This is a genomic window from Gimesia chilikensis (assembly GCF_008329715.1).
Classification (GTDB): Bacteria; Planctomycetota; Planctomycetia; order Planctomycetales; family Planctomycetaceae; genus Gimesia; species Gimesia chilikensis.
In genome coordinates, this window is sequence record NZ_VTSR01000005.1 from 646,273 (window position 1) to 669,439 (window position 23,167).

The window sequence follows — 23,167 nt, forward strand, 5'->3', positions numbered from 1 at the left end:
CAATCAGAAAGATCATAGTGAAGACTCAGTAAGTTCTCGTACCAAAGTCTCTACTTTTTTCACATCCGGAATCGCCAAAAAACCAATGTCGGTCTGTTGCCGCTGTTGGTTATTGTCGACTGCGACCTGACGCTCAAAAATCAGATCTCCTCCACCGTCGTCCCATTGTGTACGTCGCAGGTTACGGAGTTGCTCCGGTTCGAAAGATCGAATTGCAGTAGCCAGTTTTTTTTCAAAGATGATGGCGCGATCCGTGGTGAGCACGTAGGCTGTATTCCTGGCTTTCTTCATCATCCAGACAGGCGAAGTAAGCAGCCCAAGCCCAATGAACACAAAAGGAAGTCCAAATAGTGGAAAGAAATCAAACCCTTTGTTGAAGTCTGGAATTTTAAAACCCGACGCTCCTGCGATCCAGAACAAAGCAAATGCAGTCCAGGGAATTCCAAACAGCACCATCGGCCAGGCACGCATGCCAAAACGTTTTGGATCCGGCGTACCGACCCAGGAAATCCGTTCTTTTTCATTGAGTTCTGCCTGGATCAGAGATTGCAATTTGACTGGTAATCCCCAGAGAGTTTCCGTTGGTGTAGGCATCGCGTCTGACCTGTGAATTGGCATGCTGATAAATAACTCTGATTTGATCAGAGTGTCTATAGTTCCAAAGAATAGCAAATCAGACAGCGATTGAAATCACTGATGCAAAGAAAAATACTTACCGGGGAGTTACAAAAGGACAGCTGCAATCTCCAGTTGCATTGATGTAATGCATGCCCTGTTTACACGCCGATCGTACATCCAGACGTAGCTGAGATAACCATTTGGGAGAGAGCTCACCTCGTGCGATCGCATATAAAGCAAATGCATATCCGAACATGTTCATACTCAAATATCCCTGACGGGACATACTCCAACCGGACAAAGGACCATCATCCCAGTAGCTTTCCTGCATGACCATATTGGCAGGAAAGAGCCCCATTCCCATATAAACCGTGATTAGATCCGTCAGCATTTCGTGATCTTCTTCATCAGCTGAAATCCGTCGCTCTCCCAGCAGGAGTACATGCCCGATTTCGTGTGCGAGTGTTGCGACTGCTCTGAGAGGGTCTTCCAGAGTATTCAATTCGAGCCAGATCTCATGCTTGTTTCCCACCTTGTCGTACAGACCTGCAGATCCCTCGGTCATCATTCCTTCGAACTCGGGTCTGGCTTCTTCGTAGAATCTCAATCGTAAGTCTACGGGATCGACGTCCATATACTCTGCGACCCGATTCATCAGGCTGCGAATACTTCCATGTGTGAGATCATAATGATCAGGAAAAAATTCAGCAGTGGGTAAAATAAAAGTCCCTTTCGTCAGACGTTGCATACCAAACTCGTCAATGAGCCAGGTAAAGCGTTCTTCAATCCAGGATTTCTCCTCAGCAGTAACTGGACAAGTCGGCTTTGAACGGAACCAGCCAAACATGAAACAGCCCTTTCTACCAGATTGACAGAGACTCATTTACGTGCGCTGTCTAATTCAGAAGCGTTGGTCAGTCTCGAATTTAAATGACAACCAGTCACACATGATAAAGTAGATCCGATCGCAGGACATACTTGGCTTCCTCTCCTGCCACTGGTGTCCCGGAGTGCCACAACTTGTGTGCAAATAATAAACCGCAACCTGCCTGTGGTTTGACACGAATATCATTTTTTCGAAATACCGTTTCTCCTCCCTGCTCAACCGTATTGAGATAGATCAGAAAAGTAAAACGGGATTCACATCCCGGAAGCTGTTTTGTGCCGTCCTTATGCATATTAAATTTTTGAGGCCCGCTGTATCTGTAGAAACGAATGAAAGGACTCAAACCCACGGCAGTTCCCAGGTCTGATTCTGGTAATGTGTACTGCTGGAGTTTTTCCCACAAATCGTCAGCAGTCTTCTGGGATTCGATGTCCGCCCGCTCATTGGTACGAATCTGATCCATCTGCTTTCTGACACCATAGACATCGACGTCTGCGGTTTCATAGCCGAGGTATTCACTATAATTGATATAGTCCTGGCACTCTGTTGCCGAAAAAAAATGCTCGATCCAGAAGATCTCCTGATCGAGCATTGTTACTGGTTGTTTCAAAATGAGACCTAAATCAGCTTCCACCCCTTGCGATATTCGCGACGGATGTACTGATCTGATTCCGGAGCGTTCGTGGCACGCATGGTCTGTGTATCCCAATGCAGCTTTTTCCCCGTGCGGTAAGCGACATTCCCCAGATGATTTGCCTCGGTCAGCAGACCTGCATATTCGAAATTGCAGGTCGTGGGTGCGCCGGTTTTACAGGCATGGATCCACTCAGCATGATGACCCAGCGACTTGGGGATGTAGGGTTCGGGCGGTTTAAAGTCGGCATACTCATTCTCAGGCAGGAGAACGTGTTTGCTGTAGTCAGACAGCAACATCCCTTTTTCGCCGACAAAGAGGACCCCATTTCCCCATTGGGGAATTTTCCCCTCTTCCCAGAGTTTAGGTTTATTGGTTCCCTGGTACCAGCCCACGGTGACGGGTGGCAGATCTCCACGCTGCCCATACTCGTAAACCGCCTGCATAGAGGCAGGTGCGATCTCTTTCTGGATGGGTGGACCAGCGGCTTCAATGGTCAACGGGTAATCGAGTTTTAAAGCCCAGAAGGGTAGATCAATCCAGTGGCTGCCCAGGTCGGACATGGTCCCGTTCCCAAAATCCCACCAGCGATACCATTTGGGACCGGGGAAATAGATATTGTTGAATGGCCGCTCCGGAGCGGGACCCAACCAGAGATCCCAGTCCAGCCCCTTGGGAATCTCATCGCTATGACTGGGACGTTTTTCTGAATAGACGAGATCTTTCGCAGCCCGGGCAGCTTCTTCTGACGGATGCCAGCCCCAGGCTCGGGAAACCCAGACATGCGCTTCCTGAACAGGACCAATGGCTCCGGTCTCAATTAACTCGACCACACGCCGATAGTTCTCACCGGCATGAATCTGAGTTCCCATTTGTGTCGCCACACCTGCTTCACGCGCCGCATCCCGGATCACACGCGCTTCCCAGACACTGTGTGTCAATGGCTTTTCACAATAGACATGTTTTTTCATCTGCAGGGCCGGGAGTGTTGCGAAAGCATGGGTATGCTCGCACGTGCTGACCACGACTGCGTCGAACTGATCGGGGTGATCATAGACTTCCCGAAAATCTTTGAACTTCTTAGCCTTGGGGTGGCTCTGTGAGGCTCGAAACAGATTCTGTTCATTGACATCACACAGCACGGTAATGTTTTCAGAGGAAACATTGCGCAGATTACTGCCCCCCCTGCCCCCGGATCCAATGATGGCGATATTCAGTTTTTCGTTCAAATTGGTCCCACGAACGATGGCGGGGGCACCAAAACCGATGGCGGCAGCCGCAGACGCAGAGGTTGCCAGGAATCGTCTGCGGTTCATGGTAGAATGTGTCTTGTCTGTTTGGCTGGATTTATCTTGCACTGTAGGCTTCCCCCTCTGAAGAATATGGCCATCCCGCTGGAAATGCGTTTAATTAACTTACTTAAACTATCGCAAGATCGATCACGCATCGCAAGACAAATCAACGGGCTCACAGAATTTCTACAGTAGTCTCAGTTCTGTGCTGAATCAATCACTGGCTGGCAATCCGGACAGATCTCATGTGCGTCCAGGTCGTCTTGCAACCAGTGGTTTCCACATTTCCCGCAAACCGCGATCTGTCCGGGTGACTCTTCCAGCAGATTCAGATAGTCAATCACCTGCCCCTCAACCTCGGCATTTCCAATCAGACCACGACTGAGAACCAGTACTGCATTGAGCAGAGCTGCTGTTTGTGAGGGGAAAGACTGCGAACTTTGATCGAGGGACACACCACCACTCAAACGCTTTCCGATCCGAGTATCGGTTTCGACTGACCAGCGAGAACCAGAACGCCAGTCCCCCGCTGAATTCTGCGCCAACAGGATTTCGATCCGATTCGTTTCTGGTCCGGTCACAGGAATACGGACGACCTCTGTCTCGCCCTCAGTGATGACTCTGGCAGGCTTCGGAACGGATCTTGTCTGCTCGCAATCTGAAACAGCGGATGAAAGCTGCATTTGCTCAACTTCCACTTCTTGAGAGATCGTTTCAAGTGAATGCGACAACTGTGAGAGTAACTGCTTGCGTTGCGATTTAGCCTGTTTGACTTTGCGGCGCAATTTTTTCAATGAACGTTCCACCTTGACCAGTTCTGGTGCCAGTCGAATCAAGTTCTCCACATCGCTCTCTACGTCAATGTCAGTTTCGGATTGCCCTTGATCAGTAACAGATGGCAACTCTTCATCTGAGAAATCCAGTGACTCACCATGGTGCCAGCGACAATAAGCCTGACGCCAGAGGTGCCAGCCTGTGGTATCAAACAGATAAGGGTTGTCTGCAATCGGGGCCTGCGACTCGCAGGCATTGATGCCCTGCTCGATAATCGTTTCCCGGGGTTCTGTAGCCAGGATTCCCCTCATTTCCAGTATTTCGCTTTCCATGAATTCGGGTAACGACGCGAACTCAGCCCGGCATTCTTCGTCGGCGTCGACACCAGCGTTGATCCAGGTTTGCAGATGACTCTGTTGCTCCGGGTTCAGATCAGCAACGCGATCGGGGCTGAACTCGATGCCCCACTCAGCCAGTTGTCCGCTGATGGTACGATATGTGTTCGAAACATAGTCTGGTTGGCTCTGGTATTGATTCATCTACGTATTCTTCCTGCAGAAAGAGGTTTTTGAAAATAAGCAGCCGTGATCAGCATCGTGATTCAATCAGGAGCAGTGCACCGTGTAAGTCGCCGTCCCGTCAGTGCACTGTTCCAGGGAAAGACGGGCGCCGTCTGTCTCGATTGAGACAGGTAGATAATCGCCCAAGAGTTCGATTGAGATTTCATCAGGCAGCATACCTTCCTGCCTGGGAACCGTCGTTGATCCGTAAGGAGTATGAATCGTTTCATAGGTCGTCGCGGATTCAAGTTCCCTCAGAGCCTGCTGCTCGACATGCTGCAAGTCTTCCCAGGCCTGCTCGGCCAGCGAGAAACTGTGCTGCTGATTCAGAGACTCGCGTTGGAGTGCATCAAACGCATTGAGTGATTCTCTCCAGCCAGCCAATGCCGCTTCATAGGACTGTGCCATCGACAGACAGACCTCGGCCTCTTCCAGATCCCCCTGCAGACGCTTGAGCCGAGACTTTTCCTGATTCAGCTTTCGCATAAGTTGATTGATCTGCCGCTCCTGGTCCTCCATTAAGTCACGGCAATGCTGCACATCGGTGGTCGCCTCGATAGACGACAGACCATCGTACTCATCCTCAATCAGAACCAGGTTTGCGAAACTCTGTTGCAGTTGAGTGGGCAAATCTACCTGCGACAGAGAAGCGTGATCATTCTTTTCCGTTTCGTGTTTCATTCCTGCCTTATCCATAATCAAAGGTCTCAAGTCCTGTTTTATTCATTATACGTTAACTCAGTTGACTGACCGTATACCTCAGAGATCTTTCTGAACCTCTCCCATCGTGTCGGGAGCGATGAACTCGAGAGTCACACTGCGATCTTCGACTCCCACACAACCGACATAGACATCACCCAGGCACCCTGCTTCACCAGGAGTCAGTGTGAGAAACTGCGTGACGGGTTCTGCCACCAGCGTGATGCCGCGGGAGAGGTAGTAATCCCGTTTGATCCAGCCCTTCCGTTCCAAGGCACGCAGGTGACACATCACACCATTGGAGGAGCGAATACCGAAGCGATCCGCAATTTCGCGCACAGTGGGTGAGAGTCGATGTTCGGTGATTTCCTGTTTAATGAAGGAATAGATCGCGTGCTGTTTCTCAGTCAGTTTCTGACGTGTAATGACTCCTGCTGATTCCATGTGTCTGTCTCCCGTTTTGAGGTGATTGGATGTGCGTTACGTGAGGAATTATAGCGGTAAAAAAGCGATCAAATTTTTTCAGCGGAGGGCTCAAAACAGGGGAACGTCAGATCCCGCCGTCTGCCGCCGATTGACGATTTCCGGCGAACTTTCCCGCCAATTTTCGCTTAGAAAAGATCACAATTTTTTATTTTTTTCGCGTAGGAACTTCAGATCGCAAGGGGACATGAGAAAAGCTGTCATGCGGACTCACAAAATCACGCGTTCTCACAAACGGAGAAATCAGGAAAACTTGGATTTCCTGTTTGTGAACATTCTTTACTTTGTTTACAATATCAACTCTTCTAACTCTGATGTCTTAAATAACAGAGTGCGACCGTTTCATTCCTGCCTCTACTAAGGTGCCAGCCGTGACGATTCAAATGACTCGCATTTCCGTTCTAAGTTGTCTGTCTCTGATTGTGTTGTCCCTCAATACAGTCACCCACGCCGAAGAAATGCCTCGCGTGCCCGCAGGCTTCACAATCGAACGAGTCACCAACAGTGAGCTCACCAAATACCCGATGATGGCGGGCTTCGACGATCGCGGCCGACTGTTCATTGCTGAGAGTTCCGGTGAAAATACGCGGGCTCCTCAGTTAATCAAAGAGCCCAAAAGCATGATCCGCATGCTGGAGGACCTGGACGGCGATGGACGTTTTGACAAGAGCACCGTCTTTGCGGATAAGCTGACCTTACCCATGGGTGCGCTCTGGCATGATGGATCACTGTATGTTGCCAGCCCTCCTAACATCTGGAAACTCACCGACCATGACGACGATGGCGTTGCCGATGAGCGTAAGATCATCGTCGATTCGTTTGGCTTCTCCGGAAACGCTGCCAGTATTCATGGCTGCTTTCGCGGACCGGAAGGACGACTCTACTGGTGTGATGGCCGCCATGGTCACGAATTCAAAGACAAGTCGGGAAAAGTCACCAGCAAAGGACTGGCTGCCCGAATCTTCTCCTGCAATCCGGATGGCTCTGATATTGAAGTCCACTGCGGCGGTGGTATGGATAACCCGGTGGAAATTGACTTCACGCCGGAAGGGGAAATGATCGGCTCTGTCAATATCCTGCTCACGCGTCCGCGTGTCGACTGTCTGGTTCACTGGCTGGAAGGGGGGGTATATCCCCACTTTGAAGACTGTGTGGCTGAGTTCAAACGCACGGGGGACCTCTTGGGTCCGATCACCCGCTTTGGACATGTCGCAGTTTCGGGGATGCTGCGTTATCGATCGCCTCAGTTCGGCCCTGAATACCAGGGAAACATCTTCACGTCCATCTTCAACACTCATAAAGTGATTCGTACGCAGCTGGTGCGCAGTGGGGCCACCTTTGAAACGAAAGAGGAAGACTTCCTCGTCTCTGATGACCCCGACTTCCATCCCACCGATGTCATCGAAGACGCAGATGGCAGTCTGCTGGTGATCAATACCGGAGGCTGGTTCCGCATCGGCTGTCCGCAGTCACAGATCTCGAAACCAGATATCCATGGCGCCATCTACCGCATTCGAAAATCGGGTACTCCCCCGGTACAGGATCCCTACGGTCTGGCGCTCGACTGGAAATCATTATCTCCCGAACGAAAAATTCAACTCCTGAATGACTCACGTCCGTTCGTGCAACGAAAGGCCATCGATGAACTGGCCAAAGCCGGCGATCGTGCCGTTCCGATGTTGTCCAAAGTTGTCGCTGCTCCCGCAGGCTCTTTCTATAACGATACCAGTAAACGCAACGCGGTCTGGACCCTGACTCGTATAGGCAGCGACAAAGCACGAACCGCGATTCAGAACGGTCTGAATTCCTCGGCTTCCGTGCAGATGACGGCGGCCAAGAGTCTCGGCACACTGCGGGATGCGAGTTCCGTCACCCAGTTGACTCAGCTCCTGAAATCTGAGAATCCAGCAATTCAACGAAATGCGGCTACCGCCCTGGGACGCATCTGTGAAGCGGGACAGCGGGGCGATACGATCTCCAACGCAGAACTGAAAACCGTTGTCGAGTCGCTTTTCCAGGCGATCAAAGGAACTCCCGATCGTACGCTGGAACACGCCCTGATTTATGCACTGATCCGCATTGACCAACGTGATCTGATTCTGGCGGGCCTGAGTGACTCAAGCCCGGCTGTTCGTCGCGCGGCCCTGATCACCCTGGATCAGATGAACTCGGGCAACCTGACACGCGATCTGGTTACCCCCCTGCTCGACACCGACGATCCGGCGCTGCAGAAAGAAGCATTGACCATTATTGGCGAACATGAAGGCTGGGCTGGTGAAACACTGAGCCTGCTGAAAACCTGGCTGAGTGAAGACGCCTTGAGTGCAGAACGAGCCGCCGTCCTGCGAGGCTTCCTGATCGCGCAAGCCGCTGACCCGGAAGTCCAGACATTGATTGCCCAGGCTTTAACGAATTCAAACACGTCGCGTTCCGCGAAGGGTATCCTGCTGGAAGTAATTCAACGTTCCGCTCTGAAAGAGTTCCCCGTAGCCTGGCGACAGGCATTGGAATCGACGCTGAAATCTCAGGACCCAGAACTGCAAATTTTGGTGATTCGCATTGCACAAACTAATGATCTGCCCGAGTTAAGTGGTCTGCTAACATCTCTGGCGCTCGACACTCAGCAGCCAGCAACACTCAGAATTGAAGCATTGTCGGCAGCCGGTTCTCAATTAAAATCTGTCGAGGCTGAACCTTTCGATTTTCTGATTGCACGCATGAGCGAAGAATATCCGCCCCTGGATCGACTGGCGGCAGCCCGGGCCCTGGCGGGTCTGCCATTATCTGAAGGTCAGCTGATTCAATTATCAAAACAGCTCGATGCCCCCGGTCCCCTGGCCTTACCCGTTCTGTTAAGAGCCTACACCAAAAGTAACGCTGAACCGGTTGGGCTGGCACTGATCAATGCATTGAACGCTTCATCCGCTGCCACGAACCTCTCTGCAGATGAGCTGGCCAGTCTGCTCAAGAAGTATCCGGAACCGGTCCAGAAAGCAGCAGATCCCCTGCTGAAAAAACTGGGGGTCGACCTCGCTCAGCAGAAAGCACATCTGGAATCACTGAAGCCGCTGTTGACACAGGGGCACATTGAGGAGGGACGAAAAATCTTCTTTGGCAAGAAAGCGGCCTGCTCCGGCTGTCATGCTGTCGAGGATCAGGGGGGGAAAGTGGGCCCCGACCTGACGCGTATCGGTGCCATCCGTACCGGGACTGATCTGCTGGAAGCAATTGCGCTCCCCAGTGCCAGCTTTGCCCGCGGGTATCGTTCTTACCTGGTGGTCACAGATTCCGGTCGTATTTATACAGGCGTCATCAGCCGCGAATCGACGGACACCGTTTACCTGCGCACTGCTGACCTCTCGGAAGTGCGCATCGCCCGCGATGAAATCGAGGTCATGAAGGAATCGCCGACATCCATCATGCCTAAGGGCCTCGAACAGCGCCTGACCCCGCAGGAAATTCGGGATTTACTTGCTTACCTCCAGAACCGCAAGTAAAGTGGACCTCAGAAACGTTTTCTGAATTCCTTACCGTTAAAGGTGCGCTATGTTTAATGGTTCTCTCTGGCTGCGTCTGTTGTTCTGTCTGACGCTGGCATTTAATCTGATTCCAACTTCCGCAGCTCAGTCTGCAGAAAATTCGAAACGTCCCAATATTCTGTTTGCGATTGCCGACGACTGGGGCTGGCCACATGCCGGTGCTTATGGCGACCCTGTCGTTAAAACTTCCACCTTCGATCGGCTCGCCCGCGAAGGAGTGTTGTTTCAGAATGCTTACGTCTCGTCCCCGTCCTGCACGCCTTCCCGTGGTGCCATTCTAACCGGCAAATATCACTGGCAACTCGATGCGGGAGCGAACCTGCACTGTATTTTTCCGGATCGTCTCACGACGTATCCGGAGATTCTGAAGTCACACGGTTACACCGTAGGACACACGGGGAAAGCCTGGGGACCGGGGCGTACCGAAACCCGCTCCCGCGAACTGGCCGGAAAACGATTCAAAAACTTTCAGGACTTCCTCAATCAGCGGGACGGAGTTGAGCCCTTCTGTTTCTGGTTAGGCAGTAGTGATCCCCACCGCCCGTACGCCCCAGGATCGGGTGTAGAAAGTGGCATGGATTTGAGCAAAATCAAACTGCCCGCCTGTTTTCCTGACGCAGAGGAAGTCCGTAGCGACGTCGCCGACTATTACTTTGAAGTCCAACGGTTCGACCAGCTCGTGGGGGACGCGCTGAAACTGCTGGAAGAAAAAGGCGAACTGGACAATACCATCATTTTCATGACCGGCGACCACGGTATGCCTTTCCCTCGTGGCAAGAGCTGCCTGTATGATACCGGCACCCGCGTTCCCCTGGCGGCGCGCTGGCCCTCTCACATTCAGCCCAATCGGAGTGTGACGGACTTCGTCAGTCTGATTGACCTCGCCCCCACATTCTATGAAGCCGCTGGTGTCGAAATTCCACAGGACGTCACCGGCAAGAGTCTGATGCCTGTTCTGGATGCGCCCGGGTCGGGACGCATCGTAGCTGACCACGCTGAAATCTTCTTTGGTAAGGAGCGACACGTTCCCTCACAGGAAGAACCTGACATGGGAGGCTACCCCTGCCGTGCGATTCGGACGGACGATTTTCTTTATATCCACAATTACCGGCCTGATCGCTGGCCTGCGGGAACACCCAACTACACCAAAGCAGCCATTCCGGGCACCTGGTATGGGGATTGTGACAATGGCCCGACCAAGACCTATATGGTTACCCATAAAGATAAGGATGCGGAACATCGCCGACTGTATGAACTGGCCTTCGGCAAGTTGCCTGCAGAAGAATTATACGATCTGCGGAATGATCCCGATCAGCTACAGAACGTAGCCCAGGATCCCATGTATCAGATGATCAAAGCCAGGCTCGCGAAGGAACTGCATCAAAAGCTGGTTGCCACTCATGACCCCCGCGAACTGGGACAGGGAGACGAACTGGAAAAACATCCCTACCTGGGCGGTGGTCCGAAACACCCGAGCCTGGAAAAGAAACGCAAAAAACGAAAGCAGAATCCGGTGAAATAGAAGGCCTGCTGTTTTAATCCAAATGTCTCAACTTTGATTCAGCATTGTCTGAGTGAGCTCTGACAGTGCTCAGAATTCCAGTTTTGAATTTGAGTCTTTAACAAAGACAAATCGTTTTCAGATAACCGATCGGTGATTGGGATGGCGTTCCCCCCTGCTTTTTGAAATGCACTGCAGTTAACCTCGAGGTCATCCAGCAGCAAGGTGTCCGCGAATTCAAGCGTATGCGAGCTCAGCCAGCTGCCGTAAAACCGTTCTGGGTTCTCGCGTTTCAGCACACGTTGGCTGCAGGAACAAAGCACTTCATCAAATAATTGAGAAACTTGACGGAACGAGAGAGTTTCCGCTTCCACGGATTGAGTTGTTATCGGTCTCTGCGCGTTTGCGTCTAGAAGTGCCTCCCGAAAACAGTCCATATTGTCGGTCGCCAGGACGATTCCAATTCCCTGCTGCCGGATCTCACGCAAAATCTGAACCAGCCGTTGATTGACCTGCATCAACTGACAGTCCTCTACCAGCTTGCGACTCAGATAGTCAGGGGGAAATGAGTCATCCAGTTTGACATCTAATCTGTCTATAACCTGGTTCGCAGAAACATCTCCCCGCATCCAGTCATGGATCAGCGACTCGTCTTGAAACAGGACTTCGGCTGCCTCCGTCAGTTGGAAGTGCAGGGGATGGTCGCTGTTATGGAGGATAGAGAGCCAGAAGGGGTCGCGGGACAGCACGCCATGCCAGTCTACAAAGATCACTTTGTCCCAGACTGGTTTGCATCGTGGCGGCATGCTCGGTTTTCCTGGTTTGTGAGTCTAATCCAGTTTCTTGGGCTTCTGATTGGGGGGCTGATCGGTCTGAGCGGCCTGGTAGAGTTGCTCAATGAATTCGTCAGTCATTCCCGTTTCCTTGCGTCCCTCACGGTTGAAGGTATCCCCGACCGACAGAGCAGCTCGCACTGGCCAGTGCAGATGTTGTTCGTAGGTCTCCCAGTCAGAGAGGTGGTCGGGTTTTAACTGTCGCAGCCAGTGCAGGCCAAAGGCGACGTGCTGAATCTCATCGCGATAGACGACCTTCATTAACGCGGCACTTCGTTGGTCGCCTGCATCGAGAAAATACTGTTCGAATTCCAGGGTATGATCCAGATTACGACCTTCGAACGTGAGTGGCAGACCGGCGAGATAGTCCAGCAGACTTTCGTAACTCAGTGCTTTCTTCCAGATGTAGCAGTTCACGGGGAGGCTTCCGAACTCCAGCCCCAGCACGGAGGCACGTTCCTTATGCATGCGCGTGTGTCTTTGCTCATCTGCCATGATGTTACACATTCCCTGGCGAAACTCTGCCGGGGCATCAGGGAAGGCGCACAGAATATAGGCCATCACTTCCAGGGCCTGCAGTTCATGATTCGCCATGATGTGATGTGCCAGGGCCCGCTTGTCCTGTTCCATCAGAGCAGAGGGTTTCGGCATACCGGGGGCGGTTCGCGGGGGAGCGAACTTCAGGTTAGCCGGTCGCCCTGGTTCCTGAATACGCAAAGGATCTCCTGGATGTTCGTCAGTCAGTACTTCAGGGGCGGGAAGCAGTTTCTCTTCCAGAGTCTCACTCAAAAGAACCCGTTCGGCGAAGGCGCGTATTTCCATGTCGATGATCGTTAATCAGGTGAAGGTGTGCGGGCGCGAAAGAGGGCAACACAGCCAGTCACTTTCACTTCCACGTCAGTATAGCGACTTGCGAGTTGGGATTGTAACTCATCCAGACTGTCCGACGTATTTGCGAAGATCTTTTTCCGGTTATAAAAGTTCATCAGACGTCGGGCCGAAAAGCCTCGCGGGACTCCCTGACTCAAAATCGTAGCTCCGGAGATGATGGCGCCCGGGTTTAACCAGGGCCCCAGATGATCGAACAACTTTACTTTTGATGTCAGATCGCCGGGTAGACAATGCAGCAGATAATTCAGACTGACTGAATCGAAAGGGCGTGACTGCTGGGGCAGGGGAGCCAGTACATCGGCCTGATAGACTTCCGGCTGGTAGCGTGCGCTCCGACTGGCGGCGGCCGCCAGACTGTTGGGATTCAAATCCAGAAGTCCCAGACGGACTTCAGAACTCGGAAAGGTGCAATGCTCCAGATAATAACCGGTGCCCACGCCGACATCGAGGTGATTGGCCGTCAGGCTCTGGTTCATCCAGTGCAAAATCTGTTTGGTGCGACATTTCCAGATCAGGGAGTTGGAAATTCCCAGAACCCAGATATCGTAGATAGAAAGCATTTTTCTCGTGTAGACCGCCTGTCCGGGGGCGGTATCTGCAGAGTCCTGGTTCATAGAGGATGGCATTCGATGCAATGACAGAGTTCAGATCAGCCGGTGGCTCTGACAAGAAACCCGCCCGGCAGACGTTTCACGACCTTCCGCATTTCCAGAACCGTCAAGGTGGAGAGAATGCGGGACGAGTCGAGATTACTGGATTGCACGATTTCATTCAAATGCTGCGGCTCGAGTGTGACCAAATTCAGCACATCCCGTTCAAAATCGCTCAGAGAGAGTTCGCGCGGCGTATGCACTTCGCGGTTTTCTGAGACCTTCACCGGAGTTTTAGCGGGACTCAAGCCTTCCAGTACATCCTCCACGCTGCGGACAAGCATGGCGCCATCGCGAATCAGATCATGACAGCCGGCACTCGCCGGGTGATCTATTCGTCCCGGAACAGCGAATACGTCTCGCCCCTGTTCGTAAGCATGTCGGGCTGTATGCAGGGCGCCACTTTTACGGCCCGCTTCAATCAACAGCACGCCCATCGACAGTCCGCTGATAATCCGGTTACGCTGTGGAAACAGTCCGGCCACGGGAGCCTGGTCGAGAGGAAACTCGGTTACCAGGGCCCCTTGTGCGGAGACCTGCTCGGATAGTTCGCGATGCTCGGGAGGATAAATATGGGAGAGCCCGGTTGCCATAACGGCGATCGTTCGGCCTCCGGCTTTGAGAGCGCCCCGATGAGCGGCCTGATCAATGCCCCGTGCCAGTCCACTCACTACTGTCACACCAGCACGGGCCAGGGCGGCTGCCATTTTTTCGGCCTGCTGCAACCCGTAATGCGTACACTTTCGTGAACCGACAATCGCAACCGCCAGTTCGTCTTCGGGCAGGATCTCTCCTTGGCAGTAGAGCAGGGCAGGGGGATCGGGCATCTCCCTTAAGAGGGATGGGTAAGCATCTGACTCTTCAAACAGCAGCTGGTATCCTGCGGCGCGACAGCGCTGCAGTTCTTCTTCAGCCGTCGATTTGGAGGTACGATAGATGATGGCGTTGGCCAGCTTTTCGCCGATTCCCGGTACGTTCAGCAGATCCTGTCGAGGGGCATTTAAGATTTGACTGGGTGTTCCAAACTGATCCAGCAGGGAACGCCGAATGCGCGGTCCGACTCCCTGAATCAGATTAAGCTGGATCTGATCCAGCAGTAACTGGTCTGATTCAGAGGATTCGGCTGGCATATGCGGATCACACTCGATGAGAACAGGCAGACATTTATATTAACGTGCGTACATGTTCCCATAAAAGTCATGAAAAAACAACTAAGATCAATGCTCAATCTCAGGGAAGGGGAGTCTGACACTTGACAGCAACCGCCGTTTGCCTCTAAACACGAAGCACATCGTTTTGAATTTCCAGGAAGGCCAGGTACATGCTGGATAAGATATTTTTTATCATCGCCTGCATCATTATCCCCGTGTTATGGGGAGTGATCGTGAACTGGATTTTCAATCAATGGCAAGATCGCTCGAACAATAACTCTGATGACGACTACATTTTCCCCGACTACCAGATTTGAGGCGGTGCGAAAATGAGCGTGGGATTGTTTGATTTTCTGCTGATTTCGCTGGCCGGGGGCGCGATCGGCTTCCTGGCAGGCATGTTCGGTGTCGGGGGCGGTTTTCTGCTCGTCCCGATTCTGAATATCGTCCTGGGTGTCCCCATGGAACTGGCTGTCGGCTCCAGTGCCTGCCAGATTCTGGGACCGGCGACCACCTCTCTGCTTGCTCGGAAGATCAAAATCCGGGACCTTGCTTTTCCCCTGGTCATCACGGGAGGACTGTTCCTCGGCGTAATCGCCGGGACCAGCATTCTGGAAAAAGCAAAGAATTCCGCAAAGATCCAGTTGAACGGACAGCCGATTATTGTAGCGGATCTCGTGGTGCTGGTTGTCTATTTTCTGATGCTGCTGACACTGGCCATCATCTCCCTGAGAAGCGCACGTCGACCGGACTCAGAATTGAAGGACGCGATTTTCAAAAACCGCTTTCTCATCCCGCCGGTAGCTACTTTCCCCAACCTGTTCGAGGGGACGCTTTCCATTCCGGTGATCGCCTGGTTCGGATTGGCGCTCGGGCTGATTTCGGGCCTGCTGGGCATCAGTGGGGGAATCCTGCTGCTGCCCATGCTGATTTTTGGCCTGGGAATTCCCACACATCGCGCCATCACCTGCAGCCTGGTGATTGTCTGGATTGTGGCTTTTCAATCGACGATTGCCCACGCCCTGCACGGCAATGTCAGTATCGAAATTGTAATCGCTCTCCTGCTGGGGGGGACCATCGGCGCGCGACTGGGCTCGGACCTGAACTCCCGTCTCAAAGGCCTGCAGTTGAGACAGCAGTTTGGCTGGTTATTACTTTCGGTGGCTCTTATGATTGGAATACGGCTGATCTATATGCTGGTCAGCTGAAATCGATTCGAACCTGATCTCACAGCATCAGAGACCCTCGGACAGGAAAGGTACATTCCTGATCGCAGGCACTGATCTGTTTTTTACGAGGGAGATGTATTCATGGCAGCAAAATCAATTCTGTTTTTAGCCGGCGATTATGTCGAGGACTACGAAATCATGGTGCCTTTCCAGGCGCTGACGATGGTCGGTTACCAGGTCGACGTTGTCTGTCCGGATAAAAAAGCAGGGGACATCATCCGGACTTCGATCCACGACTTCGAAGGGGATCAGACGTATTCCGAAAAACGGGGACACAACTTCACCCTGAATGCGACTTTCTCAGAGGTCAATCCCGACGATTACACCGGTCTCTTGATTCCCGGCGGACGGGCTCCCGAATACATTCGTCTCAATGAGCGCGTACTTGAAATCACGCGCAGCTTCTTCGAAGCCGACAAACCGGTGGCCGCCGTCTGTCACGGGCTGCAACTGCTGGCAGCGGCGGGAGTACTCAAAGATCGCAGCTGTACTGCGTATCCTGCCTGCGGACCTGAAGTGAATCTGGCAGGTGGAACTTATGTGGAAACAGCCATTGATGGCGTGCACGTGGATGGAAACCTGGTTTCATCGCCTGCCTGGCCCGCTCATCCGCAGTGGCTGGCTGCTTTCCTGAAGGTACTGGGAACAAAAATCGAACTCTGATGTTCGTCAGCCGAACTGGCTATCATACAATTAATTCTGGAGACAAACTGATGTCCTGCTGCTCTCTTAACTGGTCGACAATTGGCGCGGCCCTGGGTGGACTGGCCGTCATTCTAGGCGCCTTCGCTGCGCATGGAATCGATGGTTACTTTGCAGAAAAATATGCGGGCCAGGTAAAAACGGTGACCGGCGTCGAAGTGCCCGCTGCCCAGAAATACCTGAACGACTTCAAAACCGGCGCACAGTACCAGATGTACCATTCACTGGCGCTGCTGGCCGTTGGTTTTGCAGGTGTGACTTCGCGAAAACAGAAGCTGCTCAACATTGCCGGCTGGTGTTTTCTGCTGGGAATCATTTTTTTCTCCGGCAGTCTTTACGTTTTAACCTTAAGCGGTCAAACTTTCTGGGGAGCGATCGCGCCCATCGGGGGCACACTGTTGATTGTAGGCTGGTTTTCACTTGCGGCAGGCGTCTGTTCCTGTGGCGGTGGCTCAACAATTGAAACAGACGGCCCTGAGACTCCTGCCTCGACCTGAAGCCGCCTCTGCGTGGCTCTGACTTATCATGATGACCGAACCTGGTCATCCCTACCTACATTCAGGATAGAACATTCATGCTGATTTTTGACGCCCACCTTGATATGGCCTGGAATGCCTGTGAATGGAACCGTGACCTGGAACTACCGGTCAGCGAAATTCGTAAATTTGAACGACAGTTCGAAAACATTATTCCCGGCGAAGCCACGGTTTCCTGGCATGCACTTCGCAAAGGGGGCGTGGGAATGACCATCTCCACGTTGCTGCCCCGCCTGCACCGCAAGGATGCGGCACTGACACATTATCAGTCCCGCGAAGCCGCCTATGGGGTCGCCATGGGACAGCTGGCCTATTATCGAGCCATGGTGGAGAAGGGGGTTCTGCGGGAAATTCCAGACAGTAATACACTGAAAAGTCACGTCGAGGAGTGGGAAGCCAACGAGGCAGCTGCCCGCGAAGAAGGCAGCACGATTCCCATCGGGTTCATTCTGAGTATGGAAGGGGCTCCGCCGATCCTCTCACCCGGTCAGATCGAACACTGGTTCGATGCCGGCCTGCGGATTCTGGGCCCCGCACATTATGGCCCTGGTCCGTACTGCTACGGAACGGGCAGTACCGGTGGTCTCAAAGAGGAAGGCCCCGCACTGTTGAAAGAGATGGATCGGGTCGGCATGTTGCTGGACGTAACCCACCTGGCTGATCAGTCCTTCTGGGAAGCTCTGGAGATTTTCCAGGGACCTGTGCTGGCCAGTCATCATAACTGCCGTGCGCTGGTGGATGCGGATCGTCAGCTGACCGATGACCAGATCAAAGCCCTGATCGAACGTGGAGCCGTCATTGGCTGTGCTTTCGATAACTGGATGATCAAACCAGGCTGGACAATCGGCGTTTCTGACCCCAAGACGACCTCCGTCGAAGATATCGCCAACCATACCGACCACATCTGTCAGCTGGCAGGTAATGCAAAGCATTGCGGGATGGGAACTGACCTCGACGGTGGTTTCGGCAAAGAACAGACGCCACACGATCTGGATACGATTGCGGACCTTGAGATGTACGCCAGTATCCTGGAAAAGCGGGGCTACAGCGAGGCGGACGTCAAAGGCATTATGTCGCAGAACTTTATCGATTTCTTCCTGAAAGCACTGCCAGCCGGCTAAATTCCGACATTAATCGAACAAAACAAGACGCCGTATCCCTCTATGTCATAGCAGGATACGGCGTTTTTCTTTTACCGCGTCAAAACTTTTGAAAAACGGTCAATAATCGATTTTCTCCAGCGAATCACTCTTTGTAACGTGGCCGATCGGTTTGGCCTACGGTTCCGAATCGAACATATCTTGGAGTGAGGGAGTCTGGACAATGTTATTTTTTGGCAAGAAAATCTTGATAGGTGCTGCAGTGCTGGCCACGCTGGGAACCTTCGTCTTTGGCCGTGATGTTGTGAGCTACATGAAGACGGCCGGCAATTCGGTACGGGAAGCTGTGAAATCGGAAGTTCCCGTCGATTTTGAAGTCGAACGTGCCCGTAAGATGGTAGAAGATCTGGTCCCGGATATCCGGCGTTGCATGCACGTGATCGCTGAGCAGCAGGTGGATGTAGAAACCCTGCAACAGGAAATGCATGACTCAGAGCTGGCGATGAAACAGCAGAAAGAGGCCATGTTCACGCTGCGGTCTGACCTGGAGTCGAACGACACAGAGTTCGTTTATGCGAGTCGGACTTATTCCAAGGATGACATTCGCAATGACCTGGCACAACGGTTTGATCGTTTTAAGGTTGCTTCCGATACCCTGAAACGCAACCAGCAGATTTTGAAAGCCCGCGAAAAAGCACTGGATGCCAATCGCGAAAAGCTGGAAAACATGCTGTCTGCCAAGATGGACCTGGAAGTACAGATCGAACAGCTGGAAGCACGTCTCAAATCAGTTCAGGCTGCGGAAACGGTCAGCAATCTTCAGATCGACAACTCACAGCTCACGCGAGCCAAAGGTCTGATCCGCGATCTGAATAAGCAGCTGGACGTCAAAGAGAAGCTGCTGGACGCCGAAGGCAAGTTCACCGGTCTGATTCCCGTCGACACTAAAGTGGAAGAAAAACGGGATGTCGTAAAGCAGATGGATGAATACTTCAAACTGAAGTCCGGCGACAAAGTCGTTGCACAATAATCGCTGTGTGATCGTAGCGAACCATAGGCGCGAGGGGGTGGCAGGCAGGATTTGTTGTAAAACAAGACTGCCTGCCCCCGTTGCCTGGTTTGAAAAACAGTAAATACCGCAGTAAAAACAGGATTCTTTCGCACAATTCGTTTTCTAATCCGTTAAAATGAGAGGGTAACCGGACCGCCGGTTCCTGACACATCCGCGCTTTCCCAGGGGAATTTCATTGGGCTTCTTTTCTCCCACATCCAGAGACGACCGGCAGTCTGCTGCCCCCACTGATGCGGGTACGAATTACCTGCTGTGGATTGACGGAGTCGGCACCTGGCTGGTTTATCTGCAGGAGACCCTGCGAATCGGGGGCCCGGGGAAACCAGGTTCCAGCAGCCCACTACGTTCTGAATGGGCTGATCTGGCCTTACTGTCGAACCTGTCGCGACACCATGCAACGATTACCCGTTCCGGAGAAAGTTACTATCTGGAAGCCCATGCGCCGGTACTGTGCCAGGAACACCCCGTCAACGACCGGGTCTTGCTGTCGGACCGGGCGACGCTTAAACTGAATCAGGACACCATCCTGTCATTTACCCAGCCAACCGCGCTCAGCACATCTGCCTGTCTGGAGTTCACCAGTTTCCATCAGCCCCAGCAACGGCTGGATGGAATCGTACTGATGGCCGACAACTGCCTGCTGGGCGCTACCGGAGAAAATCATATTGTCTGTAAGAACTGGCCGGGATCAGTCGTGATTTACCGCCAGGGAGACCAGGTCCTCTGTCGTTCGCGACAGGAGATCTATGTGAATGAGGAGCCTGCCTCACAGGGAGCCGTTTTAACCCCGGGTTGCCTGGTGAGTGGTCCTGAACTTCGCTTTCGCTGGGAGGTTATTGTTTAATCTGCTTCGGGGTTGTCTCGCGTAACAACACAGTTTGTACTATGGAAATCGGCATCATGTTCTCAATCATAAGTCTCATTCTATTTTTATTCTCACTGGCCTTTACGGTCCTTTATTTTGTGTTCTGGATCTGGATGCTGATTGACTGCCTGAAATACGAGCCCTCAGAGGGAAATGATAAAATTATCTGGGCCGTTGTGATTATTCTCCTGCAGGCACTGGGAGCCTTGCTGTACTACATTGTGCGTCGACCGGAACGAATTAAGCAGACGGGGCAGTAAAACTTACGAAAAACTATGAACCAGGATGACTTTGTGAACGTTATTCAAACAGAGTCATTAGAAACAGTACCGTACAACAACAACGTTGTTTAACGGATGGAAGCGGCCATGAAATTCACCTTCGCACCAGAATCAAAGCCTCTTGAAGGATTTACGATCAAACGCGCCATCGATCGGGGCGGATTTGGTGAGGTGTACTACGCCCTGACCGATTCCGGTAAAGAGGTTGCCTTAAAACTGCTGCAGCAGAACATGGACGTCGAACTGCGGGGAGTCACACAGTGCCTGAATCTCAAACATCCCAACCTGGTAACCATCTTTGATGTCAAAACGGACCGGGACGGCGATCACTGGGTGGTGATGGAATACGTCTCGGGCCAGGGACTGGACAAGGCCCTGCAACAGTATCCCGACGGCATGCCGATGGAACAGGTCCGGTATTGGCTCTCCGGAATTTCTGAAGGCCTGTCGTATCTGCACAGCCGCGGTCTCGTACACCGGGATTTGAAACCGTCTAACGTTTTTCGGGATGGCGAGATCATCAAAGTCGGTGACGTGGGTCTGTCCAAGTTTATTACCCACAGCCGCCGCAGCGCAAATACGCAGAGCGTGGGCACAGTGCACTACATGGCGCCTGAAGTCGCACGAGGGCGTTACGGGAAGGAAGTCGATGTCTACGCGGCAGGTGTCCTGGTTTACGAGATGGTAACCGGCGTCGTTCCCTTCGACGGGGAATCGACGGCAGAGATTCTGATGAAACATCTCTCTGAGAAGCCGGATCTCAGTCGTCTGCCTGCTCACCTGAGAGCCGTTGTGGGACGGGCTCTGGAAAAAGATCCACAGCAGCGAATCTCTGACATCAAACAATTCAAACGCGAATTCGAGCGAGCTCTGTTCCAACGCGACACTGTTACGGAAATTCCCAATGACTCTTTCGAATACGAAGCAGTCAATGAGCAGCCTTCCAGAGTCACGGATTCTAACATAGCGCAATCAGACAAACACTGGGCATACAGCCTGCTGTTACTGCCGGCCATTCTACTGATCGTGATGCTCGCTTTTGGACTGCTCATGGCCGTGGTGGGAGTTTTCGCCGGTGCGCCGCTCTTCGCGTCGGGAATTTTGATCTGTGCTTTTTGTGGCGGACTTCTGCTTACCGCGGGTTCAAGTCGAATGCTCTTCTCCGGACTGTTTAGCGCCATCGTGAAAGGGCCTCCCCCGATCAGCGATCTCTGGGATAAACAGCCCACACAGCAGAATCAGGCCGAAGCCCAGGCTTATCGCGAACAGGTTCTGCAGGAGACACAGATCATCCGCGAGCGGGAACAACAGAAGGCAGATGCAGAACGTCGGCGGGTCCGCGAACAGCACCGTCGTAAACCGCGTTTTTCCAGAAACCTGACGCCGCTGACGCCCCGTTCGGTGTCCCGGCGCGCTCGAACATATGATATCTGCAATTCCATCGTCAAAGCAGTCGTCTGCACTTTGGTCATCACAGCTGGAGTGGTCTGCTTCACCGATGGACGTATCGCTAACGGCTTCTGGAGTGGCACCGATCTGGCCCCCTTTGGACTGCTTACTTTCGGTACGTTGATCGCTGCCTGGGGTGCGTTACTGGTAGCCAAGCTCACGGAAGGCAAGTCGTTCGATCAGAGTACGCGTCGGATTATCTGGCTGGGTGCGGGCGTCGTCGTCGGCTCACTGATCTATCTGTTGCAGACCGAACTGTTACTGACCGACCTGCCGAGTTCTCGAGGAATGTATCTGGGATTAAAACCCCTGTTCAACGTGATTGGACCTTATTCTCTGGTGCTGCCGAATGGACAACCTACGTTGATTTCCTACGTCGTGTTCTTCGGGTTGCTGTTCTGTTTCCGTCGCTGGTGGTGGCACGCTGATGCCTTCCGCCCGCGAAAATTCAGAGTCCGTTCTGTCCTGCTGACGGTTTTCGTGGCTTACGTCATCACAGCCATCTGGGCCTTCCCGGTTGTAATGGGGCTGACCTGGGCCGCGATTATTTCCAGTGTCGTCCAGTTGTCTGCTTCCTGGATCCATCCCGATCAGCGTGCGATTGAAATGCAGGAGGTACAGACATGAGTCCCCAAGACAGTGTATCCATGAGTTTTATGGCTCTGATTTCCATTGCCGTAATCATTGCAGTTCTGAGTTTCCTGATGGTGAAATACAAAGCCCGGTTCCTTGCGATTGTGGGCGTTTGCCTCGTGGCATTTATTCCCGCTGTGCTGGCCGTGTCTTACGTCAGCATGGAAAGTAATTCACAAGCGACTGTGGTACAGGGGACAACAGCAGTTGCCGTCAAAGCACCTGAGACACTGGTAGAGGAGTCATCGATTCCGCTGCCCGAACTGCCTTTAGTTGCACCTAAGCCGCATGACGCTCCCAAGGCTGACCAGCCTAAAAAAGCGGAACCGCTGCCCGAGTGGGTCAATTCCAGTCAGGAAGGTTCAGGAGGCATGAAGCAGGTCTTTCAATCAGGACTGTTTGCGACTCCGGCCGAAGCATTTCAGGATGCACTGGGGAGAGCACGTGTGAAATTCGAAGAAACTCTTAGTGCAGAGCATCCACAGTACTCATCAGATGCCAGAACGCTCAGCCCGGAACTGGTCAGACAAGTCGCCATGCGGCGGAGCTATTACCAGACGATCGAGCATGACTTTGGTGATGTCTTGAAATCGGGTGAATCTTTTAAGCAGGATATGTACCGTGCTTATGTGGAAGTCGAACTCTCTCCCTCAGTGAAGCAGACGTTTTATACGAAATGGAAACTGCAGGCGGGAAATCAGCGGGTGATCTGGCTGGGGGGCGCTTTTGCATTTGTGACGCTGCTCTGCCTGGGAACGACCGTGTATTTGAGAGCCTCGCATCAATAGG

At 52.6% G+C, this 23,167-nt stretch carries 23 protein-coding genes; 12 read left to right on the plus strand and 11 right to left on the minus strand.

Going from position 1 to position 23,167, the window contains the following annotated elements; all coding sequences use genetic code 11:
• Window positions 1-12: 12 nt before the first annotated feature.
• From FYZ48_RS06885 to FYZ48_RS06915, 7 genes are all read right to left on the minus strand, one after another.
• Window positions 13-594 carry a hypothetical protein gene (locus FYZ48_RS06885; protein WP_149338746.1) on the minus strand — a complete coding sequence of 194 codons (582 nt, stop codon included), beginning with the start codon at window positions 592-594 and terminating at the stop codon, window positions 13-15.
• Between the two features lie 118 nt (window positions 595-712).
• Complete coding sequence (locus tag FYZ48_RS06890; protein ID WP_149338748.1) at window positions 713-1,465, minus strand: hypothetical protein; 753 nt, start codon at window positions 1,463-1,465, stop codon at window positions 713-715.
• Window positions 1,466-1,559: 94 nt separating this feature from the next.
• Window positions 1,560-2,114 carry a 2OG-Fe(II) oxygenase gene (locus FYZ48_RS06895; protein WP_149338750.1) on the minus strand — a complete coding sequence of 185 codons (555 nt, stop codon included), beginning with the start codon at window positions 2,112-2,114 and terminating at the stop codon, window positions 1,560-1,562.
• An 8-nt stretch (window positions 2,115-2,122) separates the two neighbouring features.
• Window positions 2,123-3,454 (minus strand): Gfo/Idh/MocA family protein, encoded by a 1,332-nt coding sequence (locus tag FYZ48_RS06900; RefSeq protein ID WP_187781902.1) that lies wholly within the window; start codon window positions 3,452-3,454, stop codon window positions 2,123-2,125.
• A gap of 173 nt (window positions 3,455-3,627) precedes the next feature.
• Window positions 3,628-4,743, minus strand: a complete 1,116-nt coding sequence (locus FYZ48_RS06905; protein ID WP_149338752.1) for a hypothetical protein — start codon at window positions 4,741-4,743, stop codon at window positions 3,628-3,630.
• 66 nt (window positions 4,744-4,809) lie between these two features.
• On the minus strand, window positions 4,810-5,445 hold the full coding sequence (locus FYZ48_RS06910) for a hypothetical protein (protein WP_149338755.1): 636 nt from the start codon (window positions 5,443-5,445) through the stop codon (window positions 4,810-4,812).
• A 78-nt stretch (window positions 5,446-5,523) separates the two neighbouring features.
• Window positions 5,524-5,907, minus strand: a complete 384-nt coding sequence (locus FYZ48_RS06915) for a LexA family protein (protein WP_149338757.1) — start codon at window positions 5,905-5,907, stop codon at window positions 5,524-5,526.
• A 410-nt stretch (window positions 5,908-6,317) separates the two neighbouring features.
• On the opposite strand from FYZ48_RS06915, the gene FYZ48_RS06920 reads away from it, so the two are divergent.
• Both FYZ48_RS06920 and FYZ48_RS06925 read left to right on the plus strand, forming a co-directional pair.
• The gene (locus FYZ48_RS06920; protein ID WP_149338759.1) at window positions 6,318-9,443 is read left to right on the plus strand and encodes a PVC-type heme-binding CxxCH protein; all 3,126 of its coding nucleotides are present in this window, start codon (window positions 6,318-6,320) and stop codon (window positions 9,441-9,443) included.
• Window positions 9,444-9,492: 49 nt separating this feature from the next.
• Entirely contained in the window at window positions 9,493-11,007 is a 1,515-nt protein-coding gene (locus FYZ48_RS06925; RefSeq protein ID WP_149338761.1) for a sulfatase family protein, read from the plus strand.
• Window positions 11,008-11,045: 38 nt separating this feature from the next.
• Here FYZ48_RS06925 and FYZ48_RS06930 read toward each other — a convergent pair whose 3' ends face one another.
• From FYZ48_RS06930 to dprA, 4 genes are read right to left on the minus strand one after another with little or no spacing between them, the layout of a single operon-like run.
• Complete coding sequence (locus tag FYZ48_RS06930) at window positions 11,046-11,792, minus strand: hypothetical protein (RefSeq protein ID WP_149338763.1); 747 nt, start codon at window positions 11,790-11,792, stop codon at window positions 11,046-11,048.
• Between the two features lie 24 nt (window positions 11,793-11,816).
• Window positions 11,817-12,641, minus strand: coding sequence for a ferritin-like domain-containing protein (locus tag FYZ48_RS06935; RefSeq protein WP_149338765.1), 825 nt, complete (start codon window positions 12,639-12,641; stop codon window positions 11,817-11,819).
• Window positions 12,642-12,652: 11 nt separating this feature from the next.
• Window positions 12,653-13,324, minus strand: coding sequence for a class I SAM-dependent methyltransferase (locus FYZ48_RS06940; RefSeq protein ID WP_198422183.1), 672 nt, complete (start codon window positions 13,322-13,324; stop codon window positions 12,653-12,655).
• 35 nt (window positions 13,325-13,359) lie between these two features.
• Entirely contained in the window at window positions 13,360-14,490 is a 1,131-nt protein-coding gene (gene dprA, locus FYZ48_RS06945) for a DNA-processing protein DprA (protein ID WP_145443939.1), read from the minus strand.
• 191 nt (window positions 14,491-14,681) lie between these two features.
• Between dprA and FYZ48_RS29200 the strand changes: the two genes are divergently transcribed.
• From FYZ48_RS29200 to FYZ48_RS06990, 10 genes are all read left to right on the plus strand, one after another.
• Complete coding sequence (locus FYZ48_RS29200; protein WP_187781903.1) at window positions 14,682-14,828, plus strand: hypothetical protein; 147 nt, start codon at window positions 14,682-14,684, stop codon at window positions 14,826-14,828.
• 12 nt (window positions 14,829-14,840) lie between these two features.
• Window positions 14,841-15,719, plus strand: a complete 879-nt coding sequence (locus tag FYZ48_RS06950) for a sulfite exporter TauE/SafE family protein (protein WP_149338767.1) — start codon at window positions 14,841-14,843, stop codon at window positions 15,717-15,719.
• A gap of 102 nt (window positions 15,720-15,821) precedes the next feature.
• On the plus strand, window positions 15,822-16,403 hold the full coding sequence (locus FYZ48_RS06955) for a DJ-1/PfpI family protein (RefSeq protein ID WP_145443222.1): 582 nt from the start codon (window positions 15,822-15,824) through the stop codon (window positions 16,401-16,403).
• Window positions 16,404-16,453: 50 nt separating this feature from the next.
• Window positions 16,454-16,939, plus strand: a complete 486-nt coding sequence (locus FYZ48_RS06960; RefSeq protein WP_145045420.1) for a DUF423 domain-containing protein — start codon at window positions 16,454-16,456, stop codon at window positions 16,937-16,939.
• A gap of 77 nt (window positions 16,940-17,016) precedes the next feature.
• The gene (locus tag FYZ48_RS06965; protein WP_149338770.1) at window positions 17,017-18,099 is read left to right on the plus strand and encodes a dipeptidase; all 1,083 of its coding nucleotides are present in this window, start codon (window positions 17,017-17,019) and stop codon (window positions 18,097-18,099) included.
• A gap of 202 nt (window positions 18,100-18,301) precedes the next feature.
• Window positions 18,302-19,108 carry a hypothetical protein gene (locus FYZ48_RS06970; RefSeq protein WP_149338772.1) on the plus strand — a complete coding sequence of 269 codons (807 nt, stop codon included), beginning with the start codon at window positions 18,302-18,304 and terminating at the stop codon, window positions 19,106-19,108.
• A gap of 217 nt (window positions 19,109-19,325) precedes the next feature.
• On the plus strand, window positions 19,326-19,994 hold the full coding sequence (locus tag FYZ48_RS06975) for a hypothetical protein (RefSeq protein WP_149338774.1): 669 nt from the start codon (window positions 19,326-19,328) through the stop codon (window positions 19,992-19,994).
• Window positions 19,995-20,050: 56 nt separating this feature from the next.
• Window positions 20,051-20,275 (plus strand): PLDc N-terminal domain-containing protein, encoded by a 225-nt coding sequence (locus tag FYZ48_RS06980; RefSeq protein WP_149338776.1) that lies wholly within the window; start codon window positions 20,051-20,053, stop codon window positions 20,273-20,275.
• 108 nt (window positions 20,276-20,383) lie between these two features.
• Window positions 20,384-22,372, plus strand: a complete 1,989-nt coding sequence (locus FYZ48_RS06985) for a serine/threonine protein kinase (RefSeq protein ID WP_187781904.1) — start codon at window positions 20,384-20,386, stop codon at window positions 22,370-22,372.
• A complete protein-coding gene (locus tag FYZ48_RS06990; RefSeq protein WP_149338781.1) occupies window positions 22,369-23,166 on the plus strand; it encodes a hypothetical protein in 798 nt (265 codons plus the stop codon). The genes FYZ48_RS06985 and FYZ48_RS06990 overlap by 4 nt, the downstream gene beginning before the upstream one ends.
• The last annotated feature ends 1 nt before the right edge of the window (window position 23,167 follow it).